At 63.2% G+C, this 19,752-nt stretch carries 21 protein-coding genes; 2 read left to right on the forward strand and 19 right to left on the reverse strand.

Annotated elements, in window-relative coordinates:
• Window positions 1-223 precede the first annotated feature (223 nt).
• From QQ658_RS06750 to QQ658_RS06840, 19 genes are all read right to left on the reverse strand, one after another.
• Window positions 224-1,630 (reverse strand): aldehyde dehydrogenase family protein, encoded by a 1,407-nt coding sequence (locus QQ658_RS06750; RefSeq protein ID WP_286026881.1) that lies wholly within the window; start codon window positions 1,628-1,630, stop codon window positions 224-226.
• Window positions 1,631-1,632: 2 nt separating this feature from the next.
• A complete protein-coding gene (locus QQ658_RS06755; protein WP_286026882.1) occupies window positions 1,633-2,661 on the reverse strand; it encodes a cob(I)yrinic acid a,c-diamide adenosyltransferase in 1,029 nt (342 codons plus the stop codon).
• A gap of 2 nt (window positions 2,662-2,663) precedes the next feature.
• The gene (locus QQ658_RS06760) at window positions 2,664-2,933 is read right to left on the reverse strand and encodes a EutN/CcmL family microcompartment protein (RefSeq protein WP_286026883.1); all 270 of its coding nucleotides are present in this window, start codon (window positions 2,931-2,933) and stop codon (window positions 2,664-2,666) included.
• Between the two features lie 3 nt (window positions 2,934-2,936).
• Complete coding sequence (locus QQ658_RS06765; protein ID WP_286026884.1) at window positions 2,937-3,809, reverse strand: flavoprotein; 873 nt, start codon at window positions 3,807-3,809, stop codon at window positions 2,937-2,939.
• Window positions 3,802-4,638 (reverse strand): ethanolamine utilization protein EutJ, encoded by an 837-nt coding sequence (gene eutJ / locus QQ658_RS06770; protein WP_286026885.1) that lies wholly within the window; start codon window positions 4,636-4,638, stop codon window positions 3,802-3,804. Before eutJ ends, QQ658_RS06765 begins: the two co-directional genes overlap by 8 nt.
• Window positions 4,639-4,646: 8 nt before the next feature.
• A complete protein-coding gene (pduL, locus tag QQ658_RS06775) occupies window positions 4,647-5,291 on the reverse strand; it encodes a phosphate propanoyltransferase (RefSeq protein ID WP_286026886.1) in 645 nt (214 codons plus the stop codon).
• A 1-nt stretch (window position 5,292) separates the two neighbouring features.
• Window positions 5,293-5,571, reverse strand: coding sequence for a BMC domain-containing protein (locus QQ658_RS06780; RefSeq protein WP_286026887.1), 279 nt, complete (start codon window positions 5,569-5,571; stop codon window positions 5,293-5,295).
• 27 nt (window positions 5,572-5,598) lie between these two features.
• Window positions 5,599-6,228 carry a BMC domain-containing protein gene (locus tag QQ658_RS06785; RefSeq protein WP_286026888.1) on the reverse strand — a complete coding sequence of 210 codons (630 nt, stop codon included), beginning with the start codon at window positions 6,226-6,228 and terminating at the stop codon, window positions 5,599-5,601.
• Between the two features lie 7 nt (window positions 6,229-6,235).
• Complete coding sequence (locus QQ658_RS06790) at window positions 6,236-6,595, reverse strand: glycerol dehydratase reactivase beta/small subunit family protein (protein WP_286026889.1); 360 nt, start codon at window positions 6,593-6,595, stop codon at window positions 6,236-6,238.
• A complete protein-coding gene (locus tag QQ658_RS06795; protein ID WP_286026890.1) occupies window positions 6,588-8,408 on the reverse strand; it encodes a diol dehydratase reactivase subunit alpha in 1,821 nt (606 codons plus the stop codon). The genes QQ658_RS06790 and QQ658_RS06795 overlap by 8 nt, the downstream gene beginning before the upstream one ends.
• 20 nt (window positions 8,409-8,428) lie before the next feature.
• Window positions 8,429-8,965, reverse strand: a complete 537-nt coding sequence (locus QQ658_RS06800; protein ID WP_286026891.1) for a diol dehydratase small subunit — start codon at window positions 8,963-8,965, stop codon at window positions 8,429-8,431.
• A gap of 10 nt (window positions 8,966-8,975) precedes the next feature.
• Complete coding sequence (locus QQ658_RS06805) at window positions 8,976-9,647, reverse strand: propanediol/glycerol family dehydratase medium subunit (protein WP_286026892.1); 672 nt, start codon at window positions 9,645-9,647, stop codon at window positions 8,976-8,978.
• Between the two features lie 10 nt (window positions 9,648-9,657).
• Window positions 9,658-11,319 carry a propanediol/glycerol family dehydratase large subunit gene (locus QQ658_RS06810; protein ID WP_286026893.1) on the reverse strand — a complete coding sequence of 554 codons (1,662 nt, stop codon included), beginning with the start codon at window positions 11,317-11,319 and terminating at the stop codon, window positions 9,658-9,660.
• 14 nt (window positions 11,320-11,333) lie between these two features.
• The gene (gene pduB / locus QQ658_RS06815) at window positions 11,334-12,167 is read right to left on the reverse strand and encodes a propanediol utilization microcompartment protein PduB (protein WP_286026894.1); all 834 of its coding nucleotides are present in this window, start codon (window positions 12,165-12,167) and stop codon (window positions 11,334-11,336) included.
• 14 nt (window positions 12,168-12,181) lie between these two features.
• Window positions 12,182-12,460 carry a BMC domain-containing protein gene (locus QQ658_RS06820; RefSeq protein ID WP_286026895.1) on the reverse strand — a complete coding sequence of 93 codons (279 nt, stop codon included), beginning with the start codon at window positions 12,458-12,460 and terminating at the stop codon, window positions 12,182-12,184.
• A gap of 452 nt (window positions 12,461-12,912) precedes the next feature.
• Window positions 12,913-14,058 carry a 1-propanol dehydrogenase PduQ gene (locus QQ658_RS06825; RefSeq protein ID WP_286026896.1) on the reverse strand — a complete coding sequence of 382 codons (1,146 nt, stop codon included), beginning with the start codon at window positions 14,056-14,058 and terminating at the stop codon, window positions 12,913-12,915.
• The gene (locus tag QQ658_RS06830) at window positions 14,000-15,334 is read right to left on the reverse strand and encodes an AraC family transcriptional regulator (protein WP_286026897.1); all 1,335 of its coding nucleotides are present in this window, start codon (window positions 15,332-15,334) and stop codon (window positions 14,000-14,002) included. The genes QQ658_RS06825 and QQ658_RS06830 overlap by 59 nt, the downstream gene beginning before the upstream one ends.
• A 382-nt stretch (window positions 15,335-15,716) precedes the next feature.
• Window positions 15,717-15,857 (reverse strand): DUF8730 family Cys-rich protein, encoded by a 141-nt coding sequence (locus QQ658_RS06835; protein ID WP_286026898.1) that lies wholly within the window; start codon window positions 15,855-15,857, stop codon window positions 15,717-15,719.
• A 116-nt stretch (window positions 15,858-15,973) separates the two neighbouring features.
• Window positions 15,974-16,246 carry a metal-sensitive transcriptional regulator gene (locus QQ658_RS06840; protein WP_286026899.1) on the reverse strand — a complete coding sequence of 91 codons (273 nt, stop codon included), beginning with the start codon at window positions 16,244-16,246 and terminating at the stop codon, window positions 15,974-15,976.
• Between the two features lie 212 nt (window positions 16,247-16,458).
• On the opposite strand from QQ658_RS06840, the gene QQ658_RS06845 reads away from it, so the two are divergent.
• Window positions 16,459-18,789: an excinuclease ABC subunit UvrA gene (locus QQ658_RS06845; protein ID WP_286026900.1), complete on the forward strand. Its 2,331-nt coding sequence runs from the start codon at window positions 16,459-16,461 to the stop codon at window positions 18,787-18,789.
• Between the two features lie 164 nt (window positions 18,790-18,953).
• Window positions 18,954-19,652, forward strand: coding sequence for a DnaE2-dependent mutagenesis accessory factor ImuA' (gene imuA', locus QQ658_RS06850; RefSeq protein ID WP_286026901.1), 699 nt, complete (start codon window positions 18,954-18,956; stop codon window positions 19,650-19,652).
• Window positions 19,653-19,752: the final 100 nt, after the last annotated feature.

Here is a 19,752-nt window from a genome sequence, read left to right on the forward strand (position 1 = left end):
GCTCAGCATGCACTGCTTAATTCGGACGCGCCGAACCGGCTGACGAGGCCAGACACCCCACCCCGGTGCGGACGCATCAACGGCGATGTCCTAGGCTCCATGGACGTACGTGGCGGACAACGGCGTCCGTTACGTACAAAAAAGCTTCGTGACGCAACGATGCCGTCCGACGCCGGTTGGGTAGACCGGAGCCGGGCGGCATCGTCAGGGAGGGGAAGGTGAACTAGCGGACGTTCATACCGCCGACGAGGGCGCAGCGACGACGCCGGGCGTAGCATCGCGCTGACGTGAGTCCCTCACCGGTAGGTCCGGCGATGGTGAAGGTCGTGTACCCCTCACCACCGAGCCCGATACCTGCGTATGACGGTCCGTTCTTCACAAAGATCGTCGTCTGGATGCGCTTGGCCATCTTGGTCAGGGCGTTGACATCGGCAGAGTGCATGATCGCGGTGTGGCGATTGCCGTGCTCGGCCTCCACTGCCAGATCGATGGCGGTGTCGACATCCTTCACCCGGACGATGCCGAGGATCGGCATCATCAGTTCGGTCTGCACGAACGCATGATCGAAGGGCACCTCGGCGATCAGCAGCCGTGTTCCCTTGGGAACCTCGACGCCGACGGCCTCGGCCAGCACAGAAGCGTCCTTGCCGACCCACTTGGTGACCGCATGACCGTCCTTCGACACCATCTCGGCCAGCTGAGCGATTTTCGCCGGGTCCTTCAGCTCGTAGGCGCCGTTCTTCAGCATCTCGAACTTCAGCAGGTCGACCACGCACTCAACCGCGAGAACTTCCTTCTCGGCGGTGCAGGGCAGGTTGTTGTCGAAGCAGGCACCGTTGACGATGTCACGGGCGGCACGCACGATGTCGGCGGTCTGGTCGACCACGGCGGGCGGGTTACCGGCACCGGCACCGATGCCCTTCTTGCCGCTGGACAGCACGGCCTTCACGATGCCGGGGCCGCCGGTCGCGACCAGCATGCGCACCCGCGGATGAGCCATCATCGCGTTGGTGTTGTCGATCGACGGCTTTTCGACTGTCACCACCAGGTTCGCCGGCGCGCCGGCAACGGTCAGCGCCGCGTTGATCTTGCGGATCAGCCAGTGGGTGACCTTCGTGGCGCGCGGGTGCGGGCTGAAGACCACGGAATTGCCGGCGGCCAGCATGCCGATCACATTGTTGATCACGGTCTCGGTCGGGTTGGTGGTCGGGGTGATCGCACCGATCACACCGAAGGGGGAGAGCTCCAAGGTGGTCAGGCCGTCGTCGCCGGACCACGCCTCGGTCGGCAGGTCCTCGATACCGGGGGTCTGCAGCGCGGCGGCCTTGTTCTTGAGGATCTTGTCGTCGACGCGGCCCATGCCGGTCTCTTCGACCGTCAACTCGGCCATATACCGCACGTTCTCGTCGAGGGATGCCACGTCGCGGATCGCCTGGATGAACCGGGCCCGATCGGCCATCGAGCACTCCATGTACTGACGCCAGGCCTTGTCGGCGGCCGCGATCGCCGAATCCATGTCGGCGAAGACTCCGTCGCTGGCACCATCGTGTGCCGACTGTGCCTTGGCCACGACCTCCTGCACGACATCCTGAATTACTTGCCGAACCATGTCCGGGCTGATGGTGGACATTTCTACCTCGCCTTCCGAGCTGTGGATAGTGCGTGCTTGACAATGCTGGAATCTTCGTCGGGGGACCCTCCCGATACTCCGATGCCTCCGGCCAACTGCCCGTCGACGAAGATCGGCAAACCTCCTCCGAAGACGACCACGCGTCCGTCTTCGAAGTTCTGAATGCCTGGAATCGGGCCTGTCTCAGCTGACAGGTCCTTCAGATCAGCGGTCGGCTGCTGGAAGGCAGCCGCCGTATAAGCCTTGTTCGCTGCGGTATTGAGGCTGACCAACAGCGACCCTTGCATCCGGTGCAGCAGCATCAGATTGCCGCCCGCGTCCACGCCGGCGAAAACCATCGGCAACCCCATCTCACGGGCCTTCGCCTCGGCGGCTTCGGACATCTGCTTGAGCAGGTCGAGGTCATAGTGATCAAGCTCGCAACCATCGCTCACCGATTCAGCATCGCTCGGCTGATCGGCGTTCAAAAGCCGCTGCACGCTTTCGCGCACGATCTTCTCTATCTCGACCAAATCGTGCTGATGCTCGGCGACCCGGGCCAGCGCATACAGGGTGTCCGAGCACCTGTTCAGGTACTTGATCAGTTCCGGACGCACTTCTCTGGTCTCGGACATGGTCAGCACCCGGCGTTCTGCCCGGCGCACGACGGTGCGTGCCCGGTGCAGGGTCGCCGAGGGCAGATCACGGCCCGGGATGATGAACTGGGTTTGTGGTCCGGTGATCTCGTTGCAACGATCGATCAAATGTTCCAGCGCGGAGATGTCGGCGTCGCCGATGGTGTCGATCAGCATCGCGCGGCCTTTTTCGTCGCTCGCGAGTTCGGCGCCCAACACGAACAGCCGGCGTTGAATCTCGTGCAGCTGCTCCTTGGCCCGCTCATCGGTGGCCGCGACCTTGGCCTCGCCGATGGACGAGTTCGCCTCGTCGACGGTGCCGTAGGCCTCGACGGCCACATCCTGCTTCGGCACGCGGGACGCACCGAACAAGCCGGTGGTGCCCTTGTCTCCGGTCTTCGTATAGATCTGTGCCATGACTACCGCGCGATCTCCACGGTGTCGACGATGCCGACGATGGTCGAGTCGAGGGGGGAGTCCTTGCGGTCGGCGGCGAACCTCGCCGAGCTGCCCTTGGTCACGATGACGGTCGCGCCGTTACCGGCGCCGACGGTGTCGACCGCGATCTCTGGGTCACCGACATAGTTGTCGTCGATGCCGATCCGCTGAATAACCAGTAGCTTGAAGCCGACTAGTCGCTCGTCCTTGCTCGTCGAGACGACGTTGCCGCGCACCTTCGCCAAAAACATGCCTCAGCCCTCCCGGACGATTCGAATGGAGCGGGTGGCAGCGGTGTCGCGGGCCAGCGCCGTGATGACGGCATTGGGTCCGACTCGTAGCTCGGTGCCCTCGGGCAGGCCCTGGATGAGGCCCTGACTGAGCAGCTTCTGGCCGCAGACCACGACATTGGACGCTGTTGGCTTGGCCGCGGCAGGCGCGGGGGACTGGGCTGTCAGAGCGGTACCGCCGGTCGCCGGAAGCGGGCATGACCCGGTTTGGCAGTCGGTTTTCGCGGCGAAGGCAGCGGCGCTTCCGAAGGCCTGACGTAGCGGGCCCTGTGTGGCGCGGTCATGTGCCTCGAAGGCAGCGATCGCGGTGCGGCACAGGCTGGCCGAACCGGTCAGGTGAACTCCGAATGATTCCAGTGCGGCAAGATTGCCGCGGATCATCTCGGCATATCCGGTGGGCACGTTCGGGTACCACTGCTTCTTGCCCGCACCGTCGGGAGAAACCGGCGCCTTCGAGGCCACCACCGGCCGATTGCTCATGAGGAACTCGGAGACCACATTGCTGGCCAGGCAGTCGGCGATGCCATGAGCGACCTTGGCCGCGATATTCGAGGTCAGGGTGGGCACGATCAGCATGTCGTGGTTGGCCACCAGATGCTCGGTCACATCACGCATGCCGAGCGAGCCGATCAGTTTCTGGTCGAGGATGCGCCGGGCGCTGGGGGTTTGGATGCACTGCAATTCCACACCGGTCGCCTGCAGCCTGCGCAGGCTCTCGATGGCGTCGGTGAAACCGATGAGGCCGCCGGTGAACAGCACCAGCGCCCGCTTCGGTTTCGGGGCCAGCAGGTCTGCTATGACCTGTCGGATGATGGACTTCAGTTCGTCTTCAGTCATTGCTTGACTCCGTCATCGGGACTCCGAGCGGGGTGATGAATAGCGGTTCCACGGGCCTGATCACCGGGCGTCCCAGTATGGAAGTGAATACTGCGGGGGCGTTCTCGAACGAGCTGGAACCTCCGACGAGGTAGATGACCGGCACATCCCGGCCTTCCAGCGCCTGCTTCGCGATGGTGGCCATCCGGTCCAAAGTGGGCCGGATCACGCCCTGCACCATGCGCTGACTAGCAGGATCCTTCTTCATCTCTTCGGCGGCTTCGTAGTCGATGCCGAGGTTGCCGGCCAGCACCAGTGCCATGTGGTGGCCTCCGGTCGCTTCGTCCACCGACACCACCGTCTCGCCGTTCTCCAGAATCGAGACGCCGGTGGTGCCGTGGCCGATGTCGATGACCGCACCGTCGCGCATACCGAGCACTCGTGCGGCGGCGACCGGCTCGTCGACCAGTTCGTCCATGTCGAGGTTCGCGGACTGAATGACGTTGCCGAAGATCTTCGCGGTGGCCTCGCCCACTCCCGGGGGAATGGACGCGGACGCCTTGGTGAACTCGTAGCCCAGCTTGGCCTCGAGCCCTTGGGTGAGTTTGCGTACTGCGGTGGTGGCACCGAGCCAATCGACGACGATGCCATCCCGCACCACGCTGGAGTGCACCCAGCCTCCGGCGACCGGACGGTTGTCCGCGTCCACCACCGCTGCGACGATGTTCGCGGTTCCCAGATCGATACCCAGCCGCAAATCGCCGCTGAAATCCTCGACCTCGCCCGTGCGCACCAGTTCTGCGAACCGGCTGATCGCCGCTTCGCGAGCTTCGGTGCTCCGGTCTGCCATGATGAGACTCACTCCTTGATCAACTTTCCGAAATCGCCATGCTTGAGGCCCAACGCGTTCGCTTCATCGGTGTCCAGATGAATCTCGGGCACCCAGTCCGACTTCACGCGGACGATGAAGTTGTCCAGGACGCCGCCGCGCTGCCCGCCGAAGGCGAACTTCACGAGGTCCTGATCCTTCACACCGAGTTCCGCCGCGTCGGCGGGAGCAAGGTGAACGTGCCGGGCGGCAACCATCGCACCGTGTTCCAGGTGGATGCTGCCCAGCGGCCCCTCGATGTCGATGGGGCCGGCAGTCTCCAGATGGCCCGATTGCGTGACCGGGGCCTTGACTCCGAGGGTGAAGCAATCGGTGCGGCTCAGCTCGACCTGGCTCTTCGCGCGGCACGGGCCCATGGCACGAACCTTCGCGAACGAGCCCTTCGGCCCGTGCACGGCAACGAACTGCTCGGCCGCGAACTCGTTGGGCTGGCGGACCTGACGATACTTCGTCAGCGCATCGATGCCGAACAGCGTCTTGAGATCGGCCTCGTTCAGGTGAACGTGGCGATTCGAGACGCCGAGCACGACGCGCGTCGGGTCCATCAGGCACTCGAGACGATCCCAAACTTTATGGGTGATCTCGTCGACGAGTGCGGTGGTATCCAGCACCATCTCAGGCCTTCTTCGGCAGCAGCGACTCGACGTCGGTGTGCGGCCTGGGAATCACGTGGGTGCTGATGACCTCTTCGCCGACGCGGGCGGCGGCAACCTGACCGGCGTCCACAGCTGCCTTCACGGCGCCGACGTCGCCACGGACCATGACGGTCACCATGCCGGCGCCGATCTTCTGGTAGCCGATCAGCACGACATTGGCCGCCTTGACCATGGCATCGGCCGCCTCGACGGCTCCGATGTAGCCCTTGGTCTCGATGAGGCCCAGTGCGTCTCCCATGAGCTTCTTCCTCTCCTAGTGGGTTTGTTACTTCTTGGTGGTATGTGAGCTGCGTCCGCTCGGGCGAGTGGGACGCTTGGTCTGCGCCGGCTTGCTCGCCTGTGCCGCAGGTTTCGTGCTACCGGCCGCAGGCTTGGTGTGCTCAGCCTTGGCCGATCCGGCTTCGGCAGTTTCGGCCTTCTCTGGCTGAGCCGTCTTTTCGGCGGTCCCTTCCGGCGCCTGGTCTGCCTGCGGAGCTTCGGCTGCTTGCGGTTCAGCAGTCTTGGTCTCCGCTGCCCCGCCGGCAGGTGCCGCATCCTCTGGCTTGTGGTCGCGAGGATGGGGCTTGGATTCGAGCGGCCTGGCCGAAGGGGAAGCCCCTCGTCCGACCGTCACGTCGGTGTCGACCACGGTCTCGAGCTGGCTGCTCGGCCGCGGGATCACCGAAGTGGCGAAAACCTTGGAGATTCGTTCGGCGGCCGCTTTGGCTGCCGAGATCGCCGATTGCACGGCAGAAACGTCGCCCTCGATCTTGACGGCCACCATCCCGAGACCGTCGGTCGCCTCATAGCCGATCAGCTTGACGTTGGCCGACTTGGTGGCCACATCTGCGGCTTCCAGCGCTGCCGCAAGTCCATATACCTCGATATTGCCGAGGCTCATTTTCAGCATCTCCATCAGTCCTTCAGTCAGCGGTGGAAAGTGTGGTGAGATCGATCAGGGGCATCCGCTTGACCAGCCTGGCCGCATCGGCCCCGGCGGCCCGATCCGAAGCGGCCGAGCGATTCAGCATGGCCGCCAGGTAGGGGCTCTGCTCGGGAAGCTTCTCGGTGGTGATCACGATGTACTCGAGGGCGATCCCGATGCCGATGCCCAGCCGGGACTTCTGCGCCGCGGTGTGGGCCAGCTTCAGCGGGTTCAGCTCGGACGACTGCTCCAACTCGACGGGCACTTGCTCCTCCTCGATGCCGTTCAGCACCGAGGCCAACTGCGCCTTGTCGATACGCTCATTCACCAGCAGGCCGATGGCCGGACGATCACTCATGAGACGTGTCCCAGGCCAGCACCAGACCGGTGGCCACCGCGTTGCGGGGGCCTTCGCTGCCACGAATATTGCCTCTGCCGGCGACCACCCGGTATTCGGCCAACGCCCTGGTCACCAGCTGCGGAATCTCGAAGTCGAGGGAGGAACCTCCGACCATCACCACGTGCGCGATATCCCGCACGTTGTTGGTCGGGCTGACCGCTGCGAGCGCGCGAATCGCGTTGGTGACGAAAACCCGCTGCTTGGCCCGAATACGAACCTGCCGAATGGCCTCCAGCGGCTGCTTCAGGGGTAGCGGCACCATGCCGTCCGGTGTCAGCACGACGGTGCGGGCGAACACATTGGGCGGCAGGGGAGTGTCGAAGAACTGTACCGAGCCATCCTCGTGACGGACGTGAAAAAGAGTCTCCACTCGGGCCAACGGATAGCGCTTCACGTCTTCGGCGATGTCGTCACTGTCCAAGCCGAGTTCCGACTTGATCAGCAGCGTGACCATGTTGCCGGCGCCCGCCAGGTGGATCGAATGCGCGGTGCCATCGGCACGCAACACCGATGCGTCCGTGGAACCGGCACCCATGTCGAGGATCGCGATCGGCACCGAGGTACCCGGCGTGGTCAACGCGCCGCGGACGGCCATGTCGGCCTCCACTCCACCGACCTCCACCGGAATGCCGAACTGGGTGGTCATGTCGTCGGCGATCCGCTTCATCTGCAGATGGTCGGCTTTCACCATGGCTGCGATGCCGACCGCCGATTCCAGCGAGAACTCGCCGGCCAGGCCGCCGGTGACCTGCTGGGGCACCTGGGTGTCCACGGCGAGCAGATCGGTGACCTCGATACCGGCGGGATCACGATCGGTCAGCCGGCCCATCACAGTACGGACCTTCTCCAGCATGCCGCCGATATTGGTGCCGGGCTCGCCCTCGATGTTGATCATCGGGCCGACGGTGCCGCCGACCCGCATGATCTCGTCGGCGCCACGCTCCACATCGACCTCCGCCTTGCGCTTCTCGCCGTTATAGGTGAGAGTTCCGGCAGGAATCCGGCGTTCGGTGACATCGCCCTTCGGGGTCTTGATCACCACCGCCGAGCGGTTGCCCACCAGCGCGCGGGCCATCGGAACCACCGAGGCGGTCTCGTCCGAGGTCAGCCCGAACATGGTGGCGATGCCATAGGGGTTCGACAGCGTCTCGATGACGCGGCCAGGCCCGGCCACCTCAATCGCCGCCAGCATGCCGATCGGAACCTTGTCGATCAACCGGACCTCGTCCACGATCGGGATCTTGTGGTCCAGACGATTGTGCACGAGCACCCCGTCGTCCGATTGCAAGATCGCTCCGGTGATGTCGAGCCTGGCCGACGCCCGGTTGATGCGGGCGGCCACGTCGCCGAAGGTGTGCGTTTTGTCGGCCACCACGATGACCGGCTTGCCGGCGTCGGCCGAATCGAGCTGGTCGATCATGACAGTGGTCCCAACCCCGGTGCCCAGACCTCCAGGCGTGCCGGGGTTATGACCGATCATCGTCGATTCGGTGATGATGGTTTCGGAGATGGTCTCCATGGCGACGTCGCCGATGACCGGCGCCGCCTGATTGATCCGGATGCGCTCAAGATCTTCGAGCTTGTGCCCGCCGTTCTCCAGCGCGACACTCAGCGACTGAAAGATGCCCTGCGTGTTCTGCGGGGTGCCCTTGATGCCCGTGGTGGGCACGATCGACGATGCGACGAACCGCGGCTCGCTATTCGCAGAAACCTCCGCGAGAGCGACCTCGGTGGTCGCATTACCGATGTCGATGCCAGCAATCAATGCCATGAGATTCTCCGAAGCCCCACTCACTCGCTCTTCAGGCGTCCGCGCTTCTCGTAGACGTCGGCCGCTTCGCGAATGAACTTCGCGTTCACCACACAGCCGTAGTCCTTCTCGAGCTTGTCGGCGATCGTGTACAGCTCGGCCTTGGTCGAGCGGTAGGGACGCATCGCGTTGTAGACGTCGAGCAACTCGTCGTCGGGCACCTTGATCAGTTCGGCTGCGCGACGCATGTTGCCTCCGAGGGGCTCACGATGAGCCGACTCGGCAACCTCGGCCTGCATACGCAAGGTGTCGGGAGCGATCCGGAAATCGGCCGCGCCGAGGTCGCCGGAACGAACCTTCTCGAAGGTGAACTCCGAGAGCTTCTTACCGGACGCCGACTTGATCTCGTCGGGGACTTTCTCGCCGAGCGGATAGCTGCTGGCGTCGACCTTCGTGGCGCCCGAGGCCTGCGCCGCAGGCTTGGGTGCGGTGACGGTCGAGTTATGGGCCACCTGGTCGTTGCCGAGTTTGGCCATCACCTCTGCCATCACCTGGCGGATCAGATCTTCTGATTCCATGATTGACCTCCTATCGGTACTCGACCCGAAGGGCCGTGGGCTTCTTGTTCGGATCGGTGAGCTGAACTTCCTTGATGTGCATGACCGCGGCAATCGCCTGGTAGGTCGGACGCGCCATCTGGTCGTTCTTCACCGGAACAGGCTCCGGAGACTCGCCCTTGGCATACTTGGCGGCGTTGCGGCCGATGGCGCGGAACGTCTCCAGATCGATCAGCGGTGCCTGCGGGAACAACTCGAGGTTCGACAGCGGCGGCAGATCGGCCTGATGAATGACCGTCGTGCCGCGGGACTGAATGCCGATACCGATGCCCGAACCCGAGTACTCGGCCGCATCGTGGGCGATGAAGCCCACATCGGCCGTGCGGTAGGTGCGGATGAACCGGTAGGTCAGACCCTCTTCCTCGATGCCTGCACAGATCTCGCGGAGCACCTTGGCGTGCGGAATACCGACAATCGTCTTGGTCATCTCGCCGCCGAAGGCGGGCGACAGTGCAATGACGACCTCGCGGGGGCTGACGCCCTTTTGAGCCGGACCGTCCTCGGTGACCGTGATCTGGTCGCCGGCCTGCTCGCTCAGCGAAGGTGCCGGAGCGGTCGCAACGGCGGTGCCGCCGGAGCTTGCGTTGCCGGCGAACTCGTTGACGACCTGTTCAATAATGGTGCGCAGTGTTTTCTCGTCCATTGTCATCACCTCAGATTTCCTCAGGGCTGATCGCCTGGCGGATGGTCTTCAACTGATCCCACTTCTCATCGGTGATCTGATAGCCGGTCTGCGGCCCGCGGTAATCATTCGGGTAGTTGACCGAGCTCATCACGTGGAAGTTCTCGTCGAGGATCGCCGAGGTGTGCAGGTAGTCGCCCGACACGCGCTGCTTCAGCATGTTGTAAACCGACGTCGCGACATCTTCGAAGCCGCCACGGTCAAGAGCCTTGACCAGGTCGACACCGGTGATGCCACGGTTCATCAGATCGTCGGTCGCCTTCAGGTCTTCGACGACATTGCGCTTGGGCATGTCCTCCGAACCGCGGGCGTAAGTTGCGGCCTCGACCTCTTCATCGGTGATCTCGGGCAACCCGAGCTCACGGAAGATGGCCTGAATGGCCTTGGCGGCGTGATTGCGGACGCGAACCACGTCTTCTTCGAGGACAGGGACCAAACCGCCGTCGATCTTGAGATCGCGCTGGATGATCAGCCAGTCGTCGTAGTCGTCGGCATCCCAGTTGGAACCGGCGAACATGTTGTCGTAGTTCGGCGTGGACGAGTAGCCCGAGCAGATGAAGTCGGTGCCGGGCACAAACTGCATCAGGGTGCGGGCCACGCGGCGAAGATCCGAGTGGGTGAACGACTGGTCGTTGCTGGATGCGCATTCGAGGTCGATTGCCATGGCGATCAGGTTCTCGGCCAAGATGCCGCGGATACCGCCCGGAACAGCGGCCGGCACACCGACGCAGGAGACCGAACCGTTCTGGATGCCCTGCGATCCGGCGCCGCGGGCCACATACAGGCAGCGGGCCTCCAGGTAGAGCATCGACTTGCCTTCGGCGAAGCCCATCTGAACTTCGGAACCCGAGCCCGAGGTGAACCTCATCTTCAGACCACGCGATGCGTAGCAGGAAGCCAGGAACGCCTTCGAGTACGGGGTGTCATCGCCGTCCATGAAGACCTGCTCGGTGCCGTACACCGAAACGGTCTCGGCGTAGGCGGTGAATCCGCGCATACCGAGCGCCAACTCGGTGGCTTCCTCGACCGAGCATTGGGTCAGGATGCCGGGGCGGCCGACCTGTGCACCAACCATGATGGAGATCGCGTTGAACGGGGCGTAGCGGACGATGCCGACCGTGGTCTCTTCTTCTGCGAAACCACGCAGCGAGCCCTCTGCGGCGTCCGCTGCGATCTGCACCGGATTGTCCCGCACGTTGGTGACGTGGGCCTGGTTGGCCGGGAATGCGCGCGAGCGCATCTTGGTGCAGGCCATCATCATCTCGAGGACGTTCATCTTGTTGACGACCTCGGTGATCTTCGCCGGAGTCATCGAGGTCGTCAACTTGACGACCTCGGCACGAGGAACGCGGAAGTCGACCATCTTCTGGGCCAACTCCAGGGAGTCCATCGCGTTGACCTTTTCCGCGCCGTCCAGGCGAATGCCATAGTCGGCGATGAAGGTGTCGAGCATGTCGAACTCATCACGGCGCTTGCCGTCCAACTCGACGACGACACCGTTCTCGATCTTGATCGAGGGCTTGGGATCGTTCGGCGCATCAACTGCGATCAGACCGACCTCGGGCCACTCGGTTACGTACCCGTCTTGGTTGACTGGGCGGGCATCCAGCGCTTCGAAACGCTTGCTTCTCACTAGAATCCCTCGGATCAGATGTAGGGCGTGGTGGTCGACTCGGGGTAGTCGCCGAGCGATGCGAGCAGATCGCGACCGACCTCGCGGGCGGCGATGATCGCCTGGCGGACAGCTCCGGAATCACCGGCGAACGAGGCGATGACCTCATTGGAGAAGCTCGTTCCCTGTGCCGGGCTCGAGTACCCGATGATGTCGATCGTCGCGGCCTTGGCTGCGGTATCGGCGAGCACCACACCGATGGCGGCAGGGGCACCCACGGTGATGCCGAACGCCTTGCCGATCGGGGCACCGAAGGCCTTGTTCAGCGCATAGCTGGCGCGAGCGGTGTACTGCAGCTCGATGTGGCCAGCGTCGTTGCCGTAGACGTCACCCATGGTGCGTTCGACATCGGACAGCGTGACTTCGACGGCGCGGCGGGCATCGGAGACGTCCTCGGCACCGAAGATGATCAGCGAGCCGTGGCCGGCGCCGCCCTTGGTGTCGCGGGCCAACTCGATCTTCAAGATCTCGGTGTTGGTCGCCTTCACGGCCTCATCAGCGGCGAAGATCTGCGGGCCGGCGCCGGTGCGGTCACCGATGATGCCGATCGAGCGGAACTTCGGATCGATGCCCATCAAGGCATGGATCTGCGGATCCACATTGGGGATCACCAGGCCGATGGTGTCGCCGAGAGCGGACGCACCGACGAACTCGGTGACGCCAGGCACCTTCCCCGGCACCTTCGGCAGCGAACCCTTCGGCGCTGAATTCTGCGCGGCGGCGGCCGGAGCAGCCTGCGCCGCCGGCTTGTTATCCACCCGCTGCAGAACTGCGGACATGATCTGGTTGACCAGTTCCTCATTTGCCATCAGTGATCACGACCTCACTTCTGGATCGACGGGAGAATGAGCTCCACGTCGTTGTGCGGGCGAGGAATGACGTGGACCGAGACGAGCTCGCCCACCTTTTGCGCAGCGACCGCGCCGGCGTCGGTGGCGGCCTTCACAGCGCCGACATCGCCACGCACGAGGACGGTGACCAGACCGGACCCGACCTGCTGCTTACCGATAAGAACAACATTTGCCGACTTAACCATTGCATCGGCGGCTTCAACGGCGGGGACGAAACCCTTCGTCTCCACCATTCCGAGAGCCTCTTGCATTCCGAACTCCTCCGTTGGACGTCCCCGGGAGCATTCGCCACCCGGGCGCTCAACCAGAAGATTACGTCCGGATTACACGCAGAATTCCCTTATTAGATGACCAATATTGGGCACCTTTTCCTGACAATCAGAACCGGATCGTGCGCATCGGATAACCAAAATGTGCTACCCAAATCGGTAAAAGATGATTGTTTTGTGCAACTCTTGTCGATCATCATCGAGGTGCTTCCCGGCTCTTAATTCGGGCAGCGTGAGGCCTGGATTTGACCGAGTTTTCTGATCACCTATAGGCGGCGATACCGATCGGCGATCGCATTCCGGGCCACTTGGCGCCGATCCACGCCCGGACGCTGTCGTGGCCTCCTCGCACGGTCATACAGTCCCGCTGGTCATCCAGCACCGAGGCCGGAGCCGTAGGCGAAGAAGCAGCTATGAGAAAGAGGCGCCGAAGATCAGATGATCGCCGTCAAGATCGCGGCCAATTGCTTCTGGGTCGCCGGAACCGGATTGCCTGCGGTGCAGTAGTCACCGGTGGCCTTGTGGGCGATCTCGGGAATCCGTGACTTGAACTCCGAGCGGTCGACGCCCGCCTCGGTGATGGTGGTTGGCATCTCCATCTCGTGACGGACCTTCTTGATCCACTCGCACAACGCCAGCACCAGATTGCGCTGATTGGCGGCGGTCAGCCCAATTGCTGTGGCCAAAGCCGCATACCGCTCAGCGGTTGCGGTCAACGCGCCGGGGCCGAAGCCGAGTTCACCGGCGTTGAACTCGATGACATGGGGCAACAAGATGCCGTTCAGGCGTCCATGGGCCACGTGGAAGGTGCCGCCGATCGAGTGTGAAAGACCATGCACGATGCCCAACGCCGCATTTTCGAAGGCGATACCGGCCATGGTGGCGGCGGTGTGTTGATGCTCCCTGGCCTGCATGTCGTTGCCGTCCTTGAAGGAACGCACCAAATACTGGTTGGCAAGCCGTAACGACTTCTCGGCGAGCGCATCGGAGAAGTCATTGTGGCCCTTGCCGACATAGGCCTCGATCGCGTGGCTGATCGCGTCCATGCCCGAATCCGCGGTCAGTTTCGGGGGGGCAGTGCGCACTGCTTCGGGGTCGAGGATCGCGACATCGGCGACCATGTCCCGCGACTCCAGGGGAAGCTTCGCGTGGGTCTTGTTGTCGGTGACGACCGCGTAGGAGGAGACCTCTGATCCGGTGCCGCTGGTGGTGGGCAGAATATAGAAACCATCGGTGAGGCGACGTCCCTGCTCCAGCCCCATCTTGCGCACTGCCTTGGCGGTATCGATGGCCGAACCGCCGCCGATGGCCAAGAGAGCGTCCGGCTCAAAGGTGAGGCAGGCCCGCAGGCCGGCCGCGACCGTTTCGATATCAGGATTCGGCTGCACCTGGTCGAAGAATTCGATGGTTGCGTCGGCCAGGCGTTCGCGTACCCGATCCATTAGCGGAGTGCTGACCATGAAGCCGTCGGTGACAATAAGGACCTTATGCCCTGACAGCCCAGTCAGCTCCGCTAATGCCTCAGGCCCGTAACAAAGAGTCGTGGTGAGCTGAAAGCGATGCACTGTTTGGACCTCCATTACGCGTCGAATGCTGACGCCGGTACTCGCTGGGGGTCATTCCGGTGTAGCTCCGGAAGACTCGCGAGAAGTAGTTCACCTGGTTGAAGCCCAGATCAGCTGCGATCCTGCGGACCGGCGTCTGCGTGAAAGCTAGCATCAGCCGCGCGCGCCAGACCCTCCGGGTAGCGATATACGACACGAATGTGCATCCGGTGACCGATTTGAACAACTTCGAGAAGTGCCCGGGAGACCAATGCAACATCTCCGAGGCCTCGGTCAGCGTGTAGGGATGACTTGGATGTTTGGCGATCTCATTCAACAAATCGCGCAGGTCCGGGCGCCGCTGCGGGCGTGAATGGGTGATCTCGTCCAACACCATGGTGACAAGCCGCTCGACATAGAGCTGACATTGATATCTGTTGTTGGTTGTGGTGCGAGCACGTTGTTGGGCCTTCACCAATTCGGAAAGGTGGCCCGTGACACGCGGGGCGCAATCACTCGAGACCGAAACGATGGTCTCCTCAATCGCGGCGAGATGATCACGCAGATCTCCGTGGGACGCAAATGCTTCGTCCAACATCATGCTGGCTACGCTGAACGCCTCGTCGAGATTCTCCGCGGCCAAAGCCTCGCACAGTTCTGCGTGATGCTCGGAGCTGGGCTCCGGCTCGGGATCATCATCCGATCGCGCCGGGGGCGGTACCAGCTGAAACTGCGGTTGGCTGCGTTCTGACTTAACCGCTTCGGCGGCCGGCGATCCGGCCTTGGTGGGGAGACTGATGATCGGGCATTCTCGTGTGACGCCTGCCGACTTGCTCAGTCCGAGCAGGGTCTCGGACGCAGCCATGATGCGGCGCGATGAATAGACCGGAATCTGGTTGTACATCTCGAACAGTTCGGGATCGTCGTGCCATTCGCTTCCGTTGGTCAAGTACGGGGGCTGGTCGCCGTCTCCCGACTGCCGCACCTGCCCGGATGCAATGGCGCCGAGATATTTGTCGCCGTCAACCATCGGCACAGTGAAATCGACCAGCCCGGCATGACACCGGTAGATGCGGGGCGACTGTTCGATCAGAGATTGCAATCCGCCATGAGCGTCGCAGCTCTCACACAACTTGGCACGTACCGGATCCGAGCGCATGGCCTTACAAAACTCTGTAAACGCGCACGGCGCCGCCACCGGCACTCCACGCGCTTGCACTATTACCGAGGCGAGTCCCGTCGCCTCTGAATAGTCTTCGGTCATTCGCTGAATCTGGTCCAAGTTCCATCGCTCTTGTTCCAGATCTGTCATTCTTCCCTCCCACGGGTGTAACTGACAGTAGTTGGTTTTGTAGAGATTGAGAAGATGGTTGCATCACTTTTTTGTTGTTGCCGTCGAGGCGATGGATAAAATCCGAAGATTCGTGCTTCGCTGTAGCACGTTCGCGTTTGTAGCACATTGCGAAGAGATATCTTTACGTCAGATTCAAAAAATTGACGTGCACAAATAGAAGACTTGCGATCACCACTTCAACACCCGCCGACTAGCGCATAATTCTCGAAAAACAAGAAGGAATAGCACGACAATTTATGCCGGACGCAGCCTCGGCGCGTACCACAGCGAGCGGGGCGTCGGCCCGCCTTGTGAGCAGGGGAGTTCATCGCGCTGCGGCCCGACTGGGAGACCCGCAGCGTCAGCCCGCCCTGCGCACAGGCGAGTCATGCCCCTGGCAGCGGGCGCTGAGTGGCACACCGGCCAGCGCCTGCTCGATGTGCTCGCCGCAGCCGGCCCACGTCGGCTTCCCGCAGATCTCGCAGGTGACCTTCTGACACATGACATCCCCTCTACCGGTTGCACCGTGAGCCACTGGTTTCGCCCTCCAGCAACTCCAAGTTGAACAGTGAACTATGCACCATCCAGGTTTACCCCACCCGGACAAGAGCCAGAGACCTAGGCAAGGGTGAGAAAGAGCTTCTCCAATTCGTCCAGATCGAGACCGTCGGCAACCTGCGTATCCCGATCATTCACACATTCCTGCATGGCCGCAGAGATTATCGTGAAACCAGCACGATCGAGCGCGCTCGAAACTGCGGCGAGTTGGGTGACGACGTCGCGGCAGGCTTCCCCTTGCTCGACGGCTCTGATCACACCGTCGAGCTGACCGCGCGCCCGGCGCAGCCGATTCAAAGTTTTGCGTCGCGCCTGTCCATCGGTGTCAGCCATGCCCAGAAGAATACCGTCCGGGGTATGGGTGAGAGAGGCCGGTCGGTCTCCGGCATGCCGTTACTTGATCTGCGACCGTTGTTTGCAGCGTGCTTGATCGCACGCCCACGTACCCGTTCCGGAAGACGATTGCGGACGGAGGGCCGGCCCCGGTTGCCGATGTGGGTTCGAGCCGTGACTAGACTGCCGTATCTGGCCGTAGCGTTGGAGCCATGACCGCGGGCAGCGAAGACAACCAAGGCCGGGCCGAGTGGATCACGGTCGAGGGAGCACGGACGAACAACCTGCGCGATGTCACGGTGCGGGTGCCGAAGCATCGCATCACGGTGTTCACCGGGGTATCCGGGTCGGGGAAGTCGTCCCTGGCGTTCGGTACGATCGCCGCCGAGGCACAGCGGTTGGTCGCCGACTCGTATCCACTGTTCGTCCGCAACCGCCTGCCATCGAGCGGACGCGCCGATGTCGACCGCGTCGATGGGCTGATGTTCACCACGGTGGTGGACCAGCGTCCGTTCACCGGTAATGCCCGCTCCACGGTCGGTACCGCAAGCGATATCGCGCCGCTGCTGCGCATGCTGTTCTCCCGCATCGGGGAGCCGAACGCCGGCTATTCACCGGCGTACTCATTCAACGATCCGTCCGGAATGTGCCCGAGATGTGAGGGCCTGGGCACGATCGACGACATCGACCTCGGCGAGTTGATCGATCCCTCACGCAGTCTCAACGAGGGCGCCATCCGATTCCCGACCTTCGCGCCGAGCACCTATAGGTGGAAGCGAATGGTGCACTCAGGGCTGGCTGACCCCGATTCGCCGCTGTCCCGGTTGCCGGACGAAGCCCTGCACACGCTGCTGTATGCCGAGAACCTGACCTTGCCGAACCCCGACCCGCAGTATCCGAAATCGAGCACCTTCGACGGGGTCATCCCGAGACTGCGCAAGAGTTATCTGCGCCGGACGCCATCTCGGCTCACCGATGACGAACGGGCCGGATTGAACCGAGTCGTGACCCGCATGACCTGCCCGGAGTGCAGCGGCGCACGCTTGAATACAGCCGCGCGAGCCAGCCTGATCGATGGGCGATCGATCGCGGACTGGTCGGCAGCACCGATCAGCGAATTGCGCACGATCGCCGGCGATGTCGACGATCAGCGAGTCGGCCCGGTGCTCGACGCCATCTTGGCCCGGCTCGACTCGATGGACGAGGTCGGCCTCGGCTACCTCAGCCTGGATCGCCTGTCGACGACTCTTTCGGGCGGGGAGACCCAGCGCGTGAAGATCGTCCGTCATCTCGGCAGCGCGCTCAGCGATGTCTGTTACGTCTTCGATGAGCCGAGTGTGGGTCTTCATCCCCACGATGTCCACCGGCTGCTGACCCTTCTCGTCCGGTTGCGGGACGCTCACAACACCGTCCTGGTCGTCGAACACCATCCCGCCGTCATCACCGCCGCCGACCAGGTGATCGATCTGGGGCCCGGCGCCGGAACCGATGGCGGCTGCGTCCAGTTCACCGGGTCGCCGGATGTACTTGCCGCGACGGATACGGCAACAGGTCATATGCTGCACGCACCGATCCCCCTCAACCGCCGCCCTCGCCGGGCGTCGGGAACGGTGACGATCGAACACGCCGATGCCCACAACCTCCGCGACGTCACCGTGGACATTCCGCTCGGCGTGCTCACGGTCGTGTCCGGGGTTGCCGGATCGGGAAAGAGCACGTTGGTCGCTGACGTTCTGCCTCGTCAGCATCCCGAGTTCACGGTCATCGGCCAGGAGCCACTGCACGGCGGCACCAGATCGACCCCGGCGACCGTGCTCGGCATTGCCGAGCCCATCCGCAAGGCTTTTGCCGCCGCGAACGGTCTTTCCCAATCGTGGTTCAGCGCCAACGCCCGCGGCGCCTGCCCACAATGCAAAGGCAGGGGCAGCATCGTCACCGACCTCGCGTTTCTCGACGACGTGAGCACGCCCTGCGAAGCCTGCGGCGGCACCCGTTTCAACCCGACGGCGCTGGCTGCCACATTCTGCGGCCACACCATCGCCGAGGTCCTGGCGATGAATGTGACGCGGGCGGCCCCGTTGTTCGCCGCTCATGCCGAGATCACCACTCGGCTGACCTGGTTGGACGATGTCGGACTGGGATACCTCGCCATCGGGCAGGCCACCAGCACTTTGTCCGGCGGGGAACGTCAGCGCCTGCTGCTCGCCAAGCACCTGTCCGACACGAGTGCGGCCGAAGGGCTACGGATCGTGCTCGACGAGCCCACCGCGGGGCTCCACGGAGATGACACCGACCGGCTGCTGGCTCTGTTCGACCGCCTCGTCGACAACGGCGCGACCATCGTCGTGATCGAACACAACCAGCGCGTCATCGCCCACGCCGACCACATCATCGACATCGGGCCAGGAGCAGGACATGACGGCGGGACCGTCGTCTATCAGGGCCCGGTCGCCGGGCTGCTCACGGCTCCGGGATCGTTGACAGGCGAGTACCTTCACCGCGCTGGGGATGCCGAATCGAGGTCATCCACCGTGGTGAGGTAGAACGGTCCGTCACGGCGCATTAGCGTAGGGGCGCCTTCGCGGCTCATCCCGACGCGGCGAGCGAACTGGCACGTCATTACTCTCCCTCCGACCACCGGTGCATACTTTCGATTGACGGCATTGTCCCTCTTGATTTTTTCGAACTCTTGTTCGATAGTAGAAGGGTGTTGGTCAACTCTGCTGCGGCTCGACCGGTTCCCCAGGGGGACCTTCTGCGGCGGCTGCATACTCAGGCAGCCGCCGGCACCCGGCTGCAGCAGAAAGTGCCGGTGCATCCGGTGCTGACAGGCCTTCTCGATGGCGGCTTGCAGCCCGGCGCCGCCTATTCGATAACAGGTGGCTCCTTGCTCCTGGCACTGTTGGCCGAACCTTCGAAGGCAGGCGCGTGGTGCGGGGTGGTGGGCGTCCCTGAGTTGGGGACGGAGGCCGCCCGCAGTGCGGGGGTCGCATTGGATCGGCTTGTTCTGGTACCGAAACCGGGGGAGCGTTGGCTTTCGGTGGTGGCCGCGCTGGCCGAGGCGCTGCCGGTAGTGGCCGTGCGTCCACCTGGGCGGGTGCCAGATGCGGACGCCAACCGGCTCGCCGCCCGCCTTCGGGAGCGTTCAGCAGTGTTGCTGGTCTGCGGAGAGTGGCCCAGAACACAGATGACTCTCACTCTCACCGAGAGGCATTGGTCGGGGCTGGGTTCGGGCCACGGCTACCTGAGCTCTCGTGAGGTGGTGATCAGTGCCGTCGACAAGCGCCAAGCCATGCCGCGCATCGCCCGGATGATCCTGCCCGATGCCCACGGACGACCGGCCGAGGCTCCCGAACGAGATTCTGATCAGTTCCGGTCACGTCCCAGGTTGAGGGCGGTGAGCTGATGAACAGCCAGCATCACATGCATGGGAAGGCCCGGGGCCCGCATCAAGAAGTTGTTCTCTGCTATTTCGGACCGCGGGAAACCTTCGTGTTCTTGCCTCG

Source organism: Propionimicrobium sp. PCR01-08-3, assembly GCF_030286045.1.
In the GTDB taxonomy this organism is placed as follows: Bacteria; Actinomycetota; Actinomycetes; order Propionibacteriales; family Propionibacteriaceae; genus Brooklawnia.

Excerpts from the sequence above, each read along its gene's own strand:
- QQ658_RS06780 (WP_286026887.1), bottom strand. The coding sequence starts at position 5,571 with ATGGGAGACGCACTGGGCCTCATCGAGACCAAGGGCTACATCGGAGCC.
- QQ658_RS06830 (WP_286026897.1), bottom strand. The coding sequence starts at position 15,334 with ATGACAGATCTGGAACAAGAGCGATGGAACTTGGACCAGATTCAGCGA.
- QQ658_RS06750 (WP_286026881.1), bottom strand. The coding sequence starts at position 1,630 with ATGTCCACCATCAGCCCGGACATGGTTCGGCAAGTAATTCAGGATGTC.
- QQ658_RS06790 (WP_286026889.1), bottom strand. The coding sequence starts at position 6,595 with ATGAGTGATCGTCCGGCCATCGGCCTGCTGGTGAATGAGCGTATCGAC.
- QQ658_RS06805 (WP_286026892.1), bottom strand. The coding sequence starts at position 9,647 with ATGGACGAGAAAACACTGCGCACCATTATTGAACAGGTCGTCAACGAG.
- pduL (WP_286026886.1), bottom strand. The coding sequence starts at position 5,291 with ATGGTGCTGGATACCACCGCACTCGTCGACGAGATCACCCATAAAGTT.
- QQ658_RS06795 (WP_286026890.1), bottom strand. The coding sequence starts at position 8,408 with ATGGCATTGATTGCTGGCATCGACATCGGTAATGCGACCACCGAGGTC.
- QQ658_RS06760 (WP_286026883.1), bottom strand. The coding sequence starts at position 2,933 with ATGTTTTTGGCGAAGGTGCGCGGCAACGTCGTCTCGACGAGCAAGGAC.
- QQ658_RS06755 (WP_286026882.1), bottom strand. The coding sequence starts at position 2,661 with ATGGCACAGATCTATACGAAGACCGGAGACAAGGGCACCACCGGCTTG.
- QQ658_RS06825 (WP_286026896.1), bottom strand. The coding sequence starts at position 14,058 with ATGGAGGTCCAAACAGTGCATCGCTTTCAGCTCACCACGACTCTTTGT.
- QQ658_RS06840 (WP_286026899.1), bottom strand. The coding sequence starts at position 16,246 with ATGGCTGACACCGATGGACAGGCGCGACGCAAAACTTTGAATCGGCTG.
- QQ658_RS06785 (WP_286026888.1), bottom strand. The coding sequence starts at position 6,228 with ATGGAGATGCTGAAAATGAGCCTCGGCAATATCGAGGTATATGGACTT.
- QQ658_RS06820 (WP_286026895.1), bottom strand. The coding sequence starts at position 12,460 with ATGCAAGAGGCTCTCGGAATGGTGGAGACGAAGGGTTTCGTCCCCGCC.
- QQ658_RS06800 (WP_286026891.1), bottom strand. The coding sequence starts at position 8,965 with ATGGAATCAGAAGATCTGATCCGCCAGGTGATGGCAGAGGTGATGGCC.
- QQ658_RS06765 (WP_286026884.1), bottom strand. The coding sequence starts at position 3,809 with ATGACTGAAGACGAACTGAAGTCCATCATCCGACAGGTCATAGCAGAC.
- eutJ (WP_286026885.1), bottom strand. The coding sequence starts at position 4,638 with ATGGCAGACCGGAGCACCGAAGCTCGCGAAGCGGCGATCAGCCGGTTC.
- QQ658_RS06835 (WP_286026898.1), bottom strand. The coding sequence starts at position 15,857 with ATGTGTCAGAAGGTCACCTGCGAGATCTGCGGGAAGCCGACGTGGGCC.
- pduB (WP_286026894.1), bottom strand. The coding sequence starts at position 12,167 with ATGGCAAATGAGGAACTGGTCAACCAGATCATGTCCGCAGTTCTGCAG.
- QQ658_RS06845 (WP_286026900.1), top strand. The coding sequence starts at position 16,459 with ATGACCGCGGGCAGCGAAGACAACCAAGGCCGGGCCGAGTGGATCACG.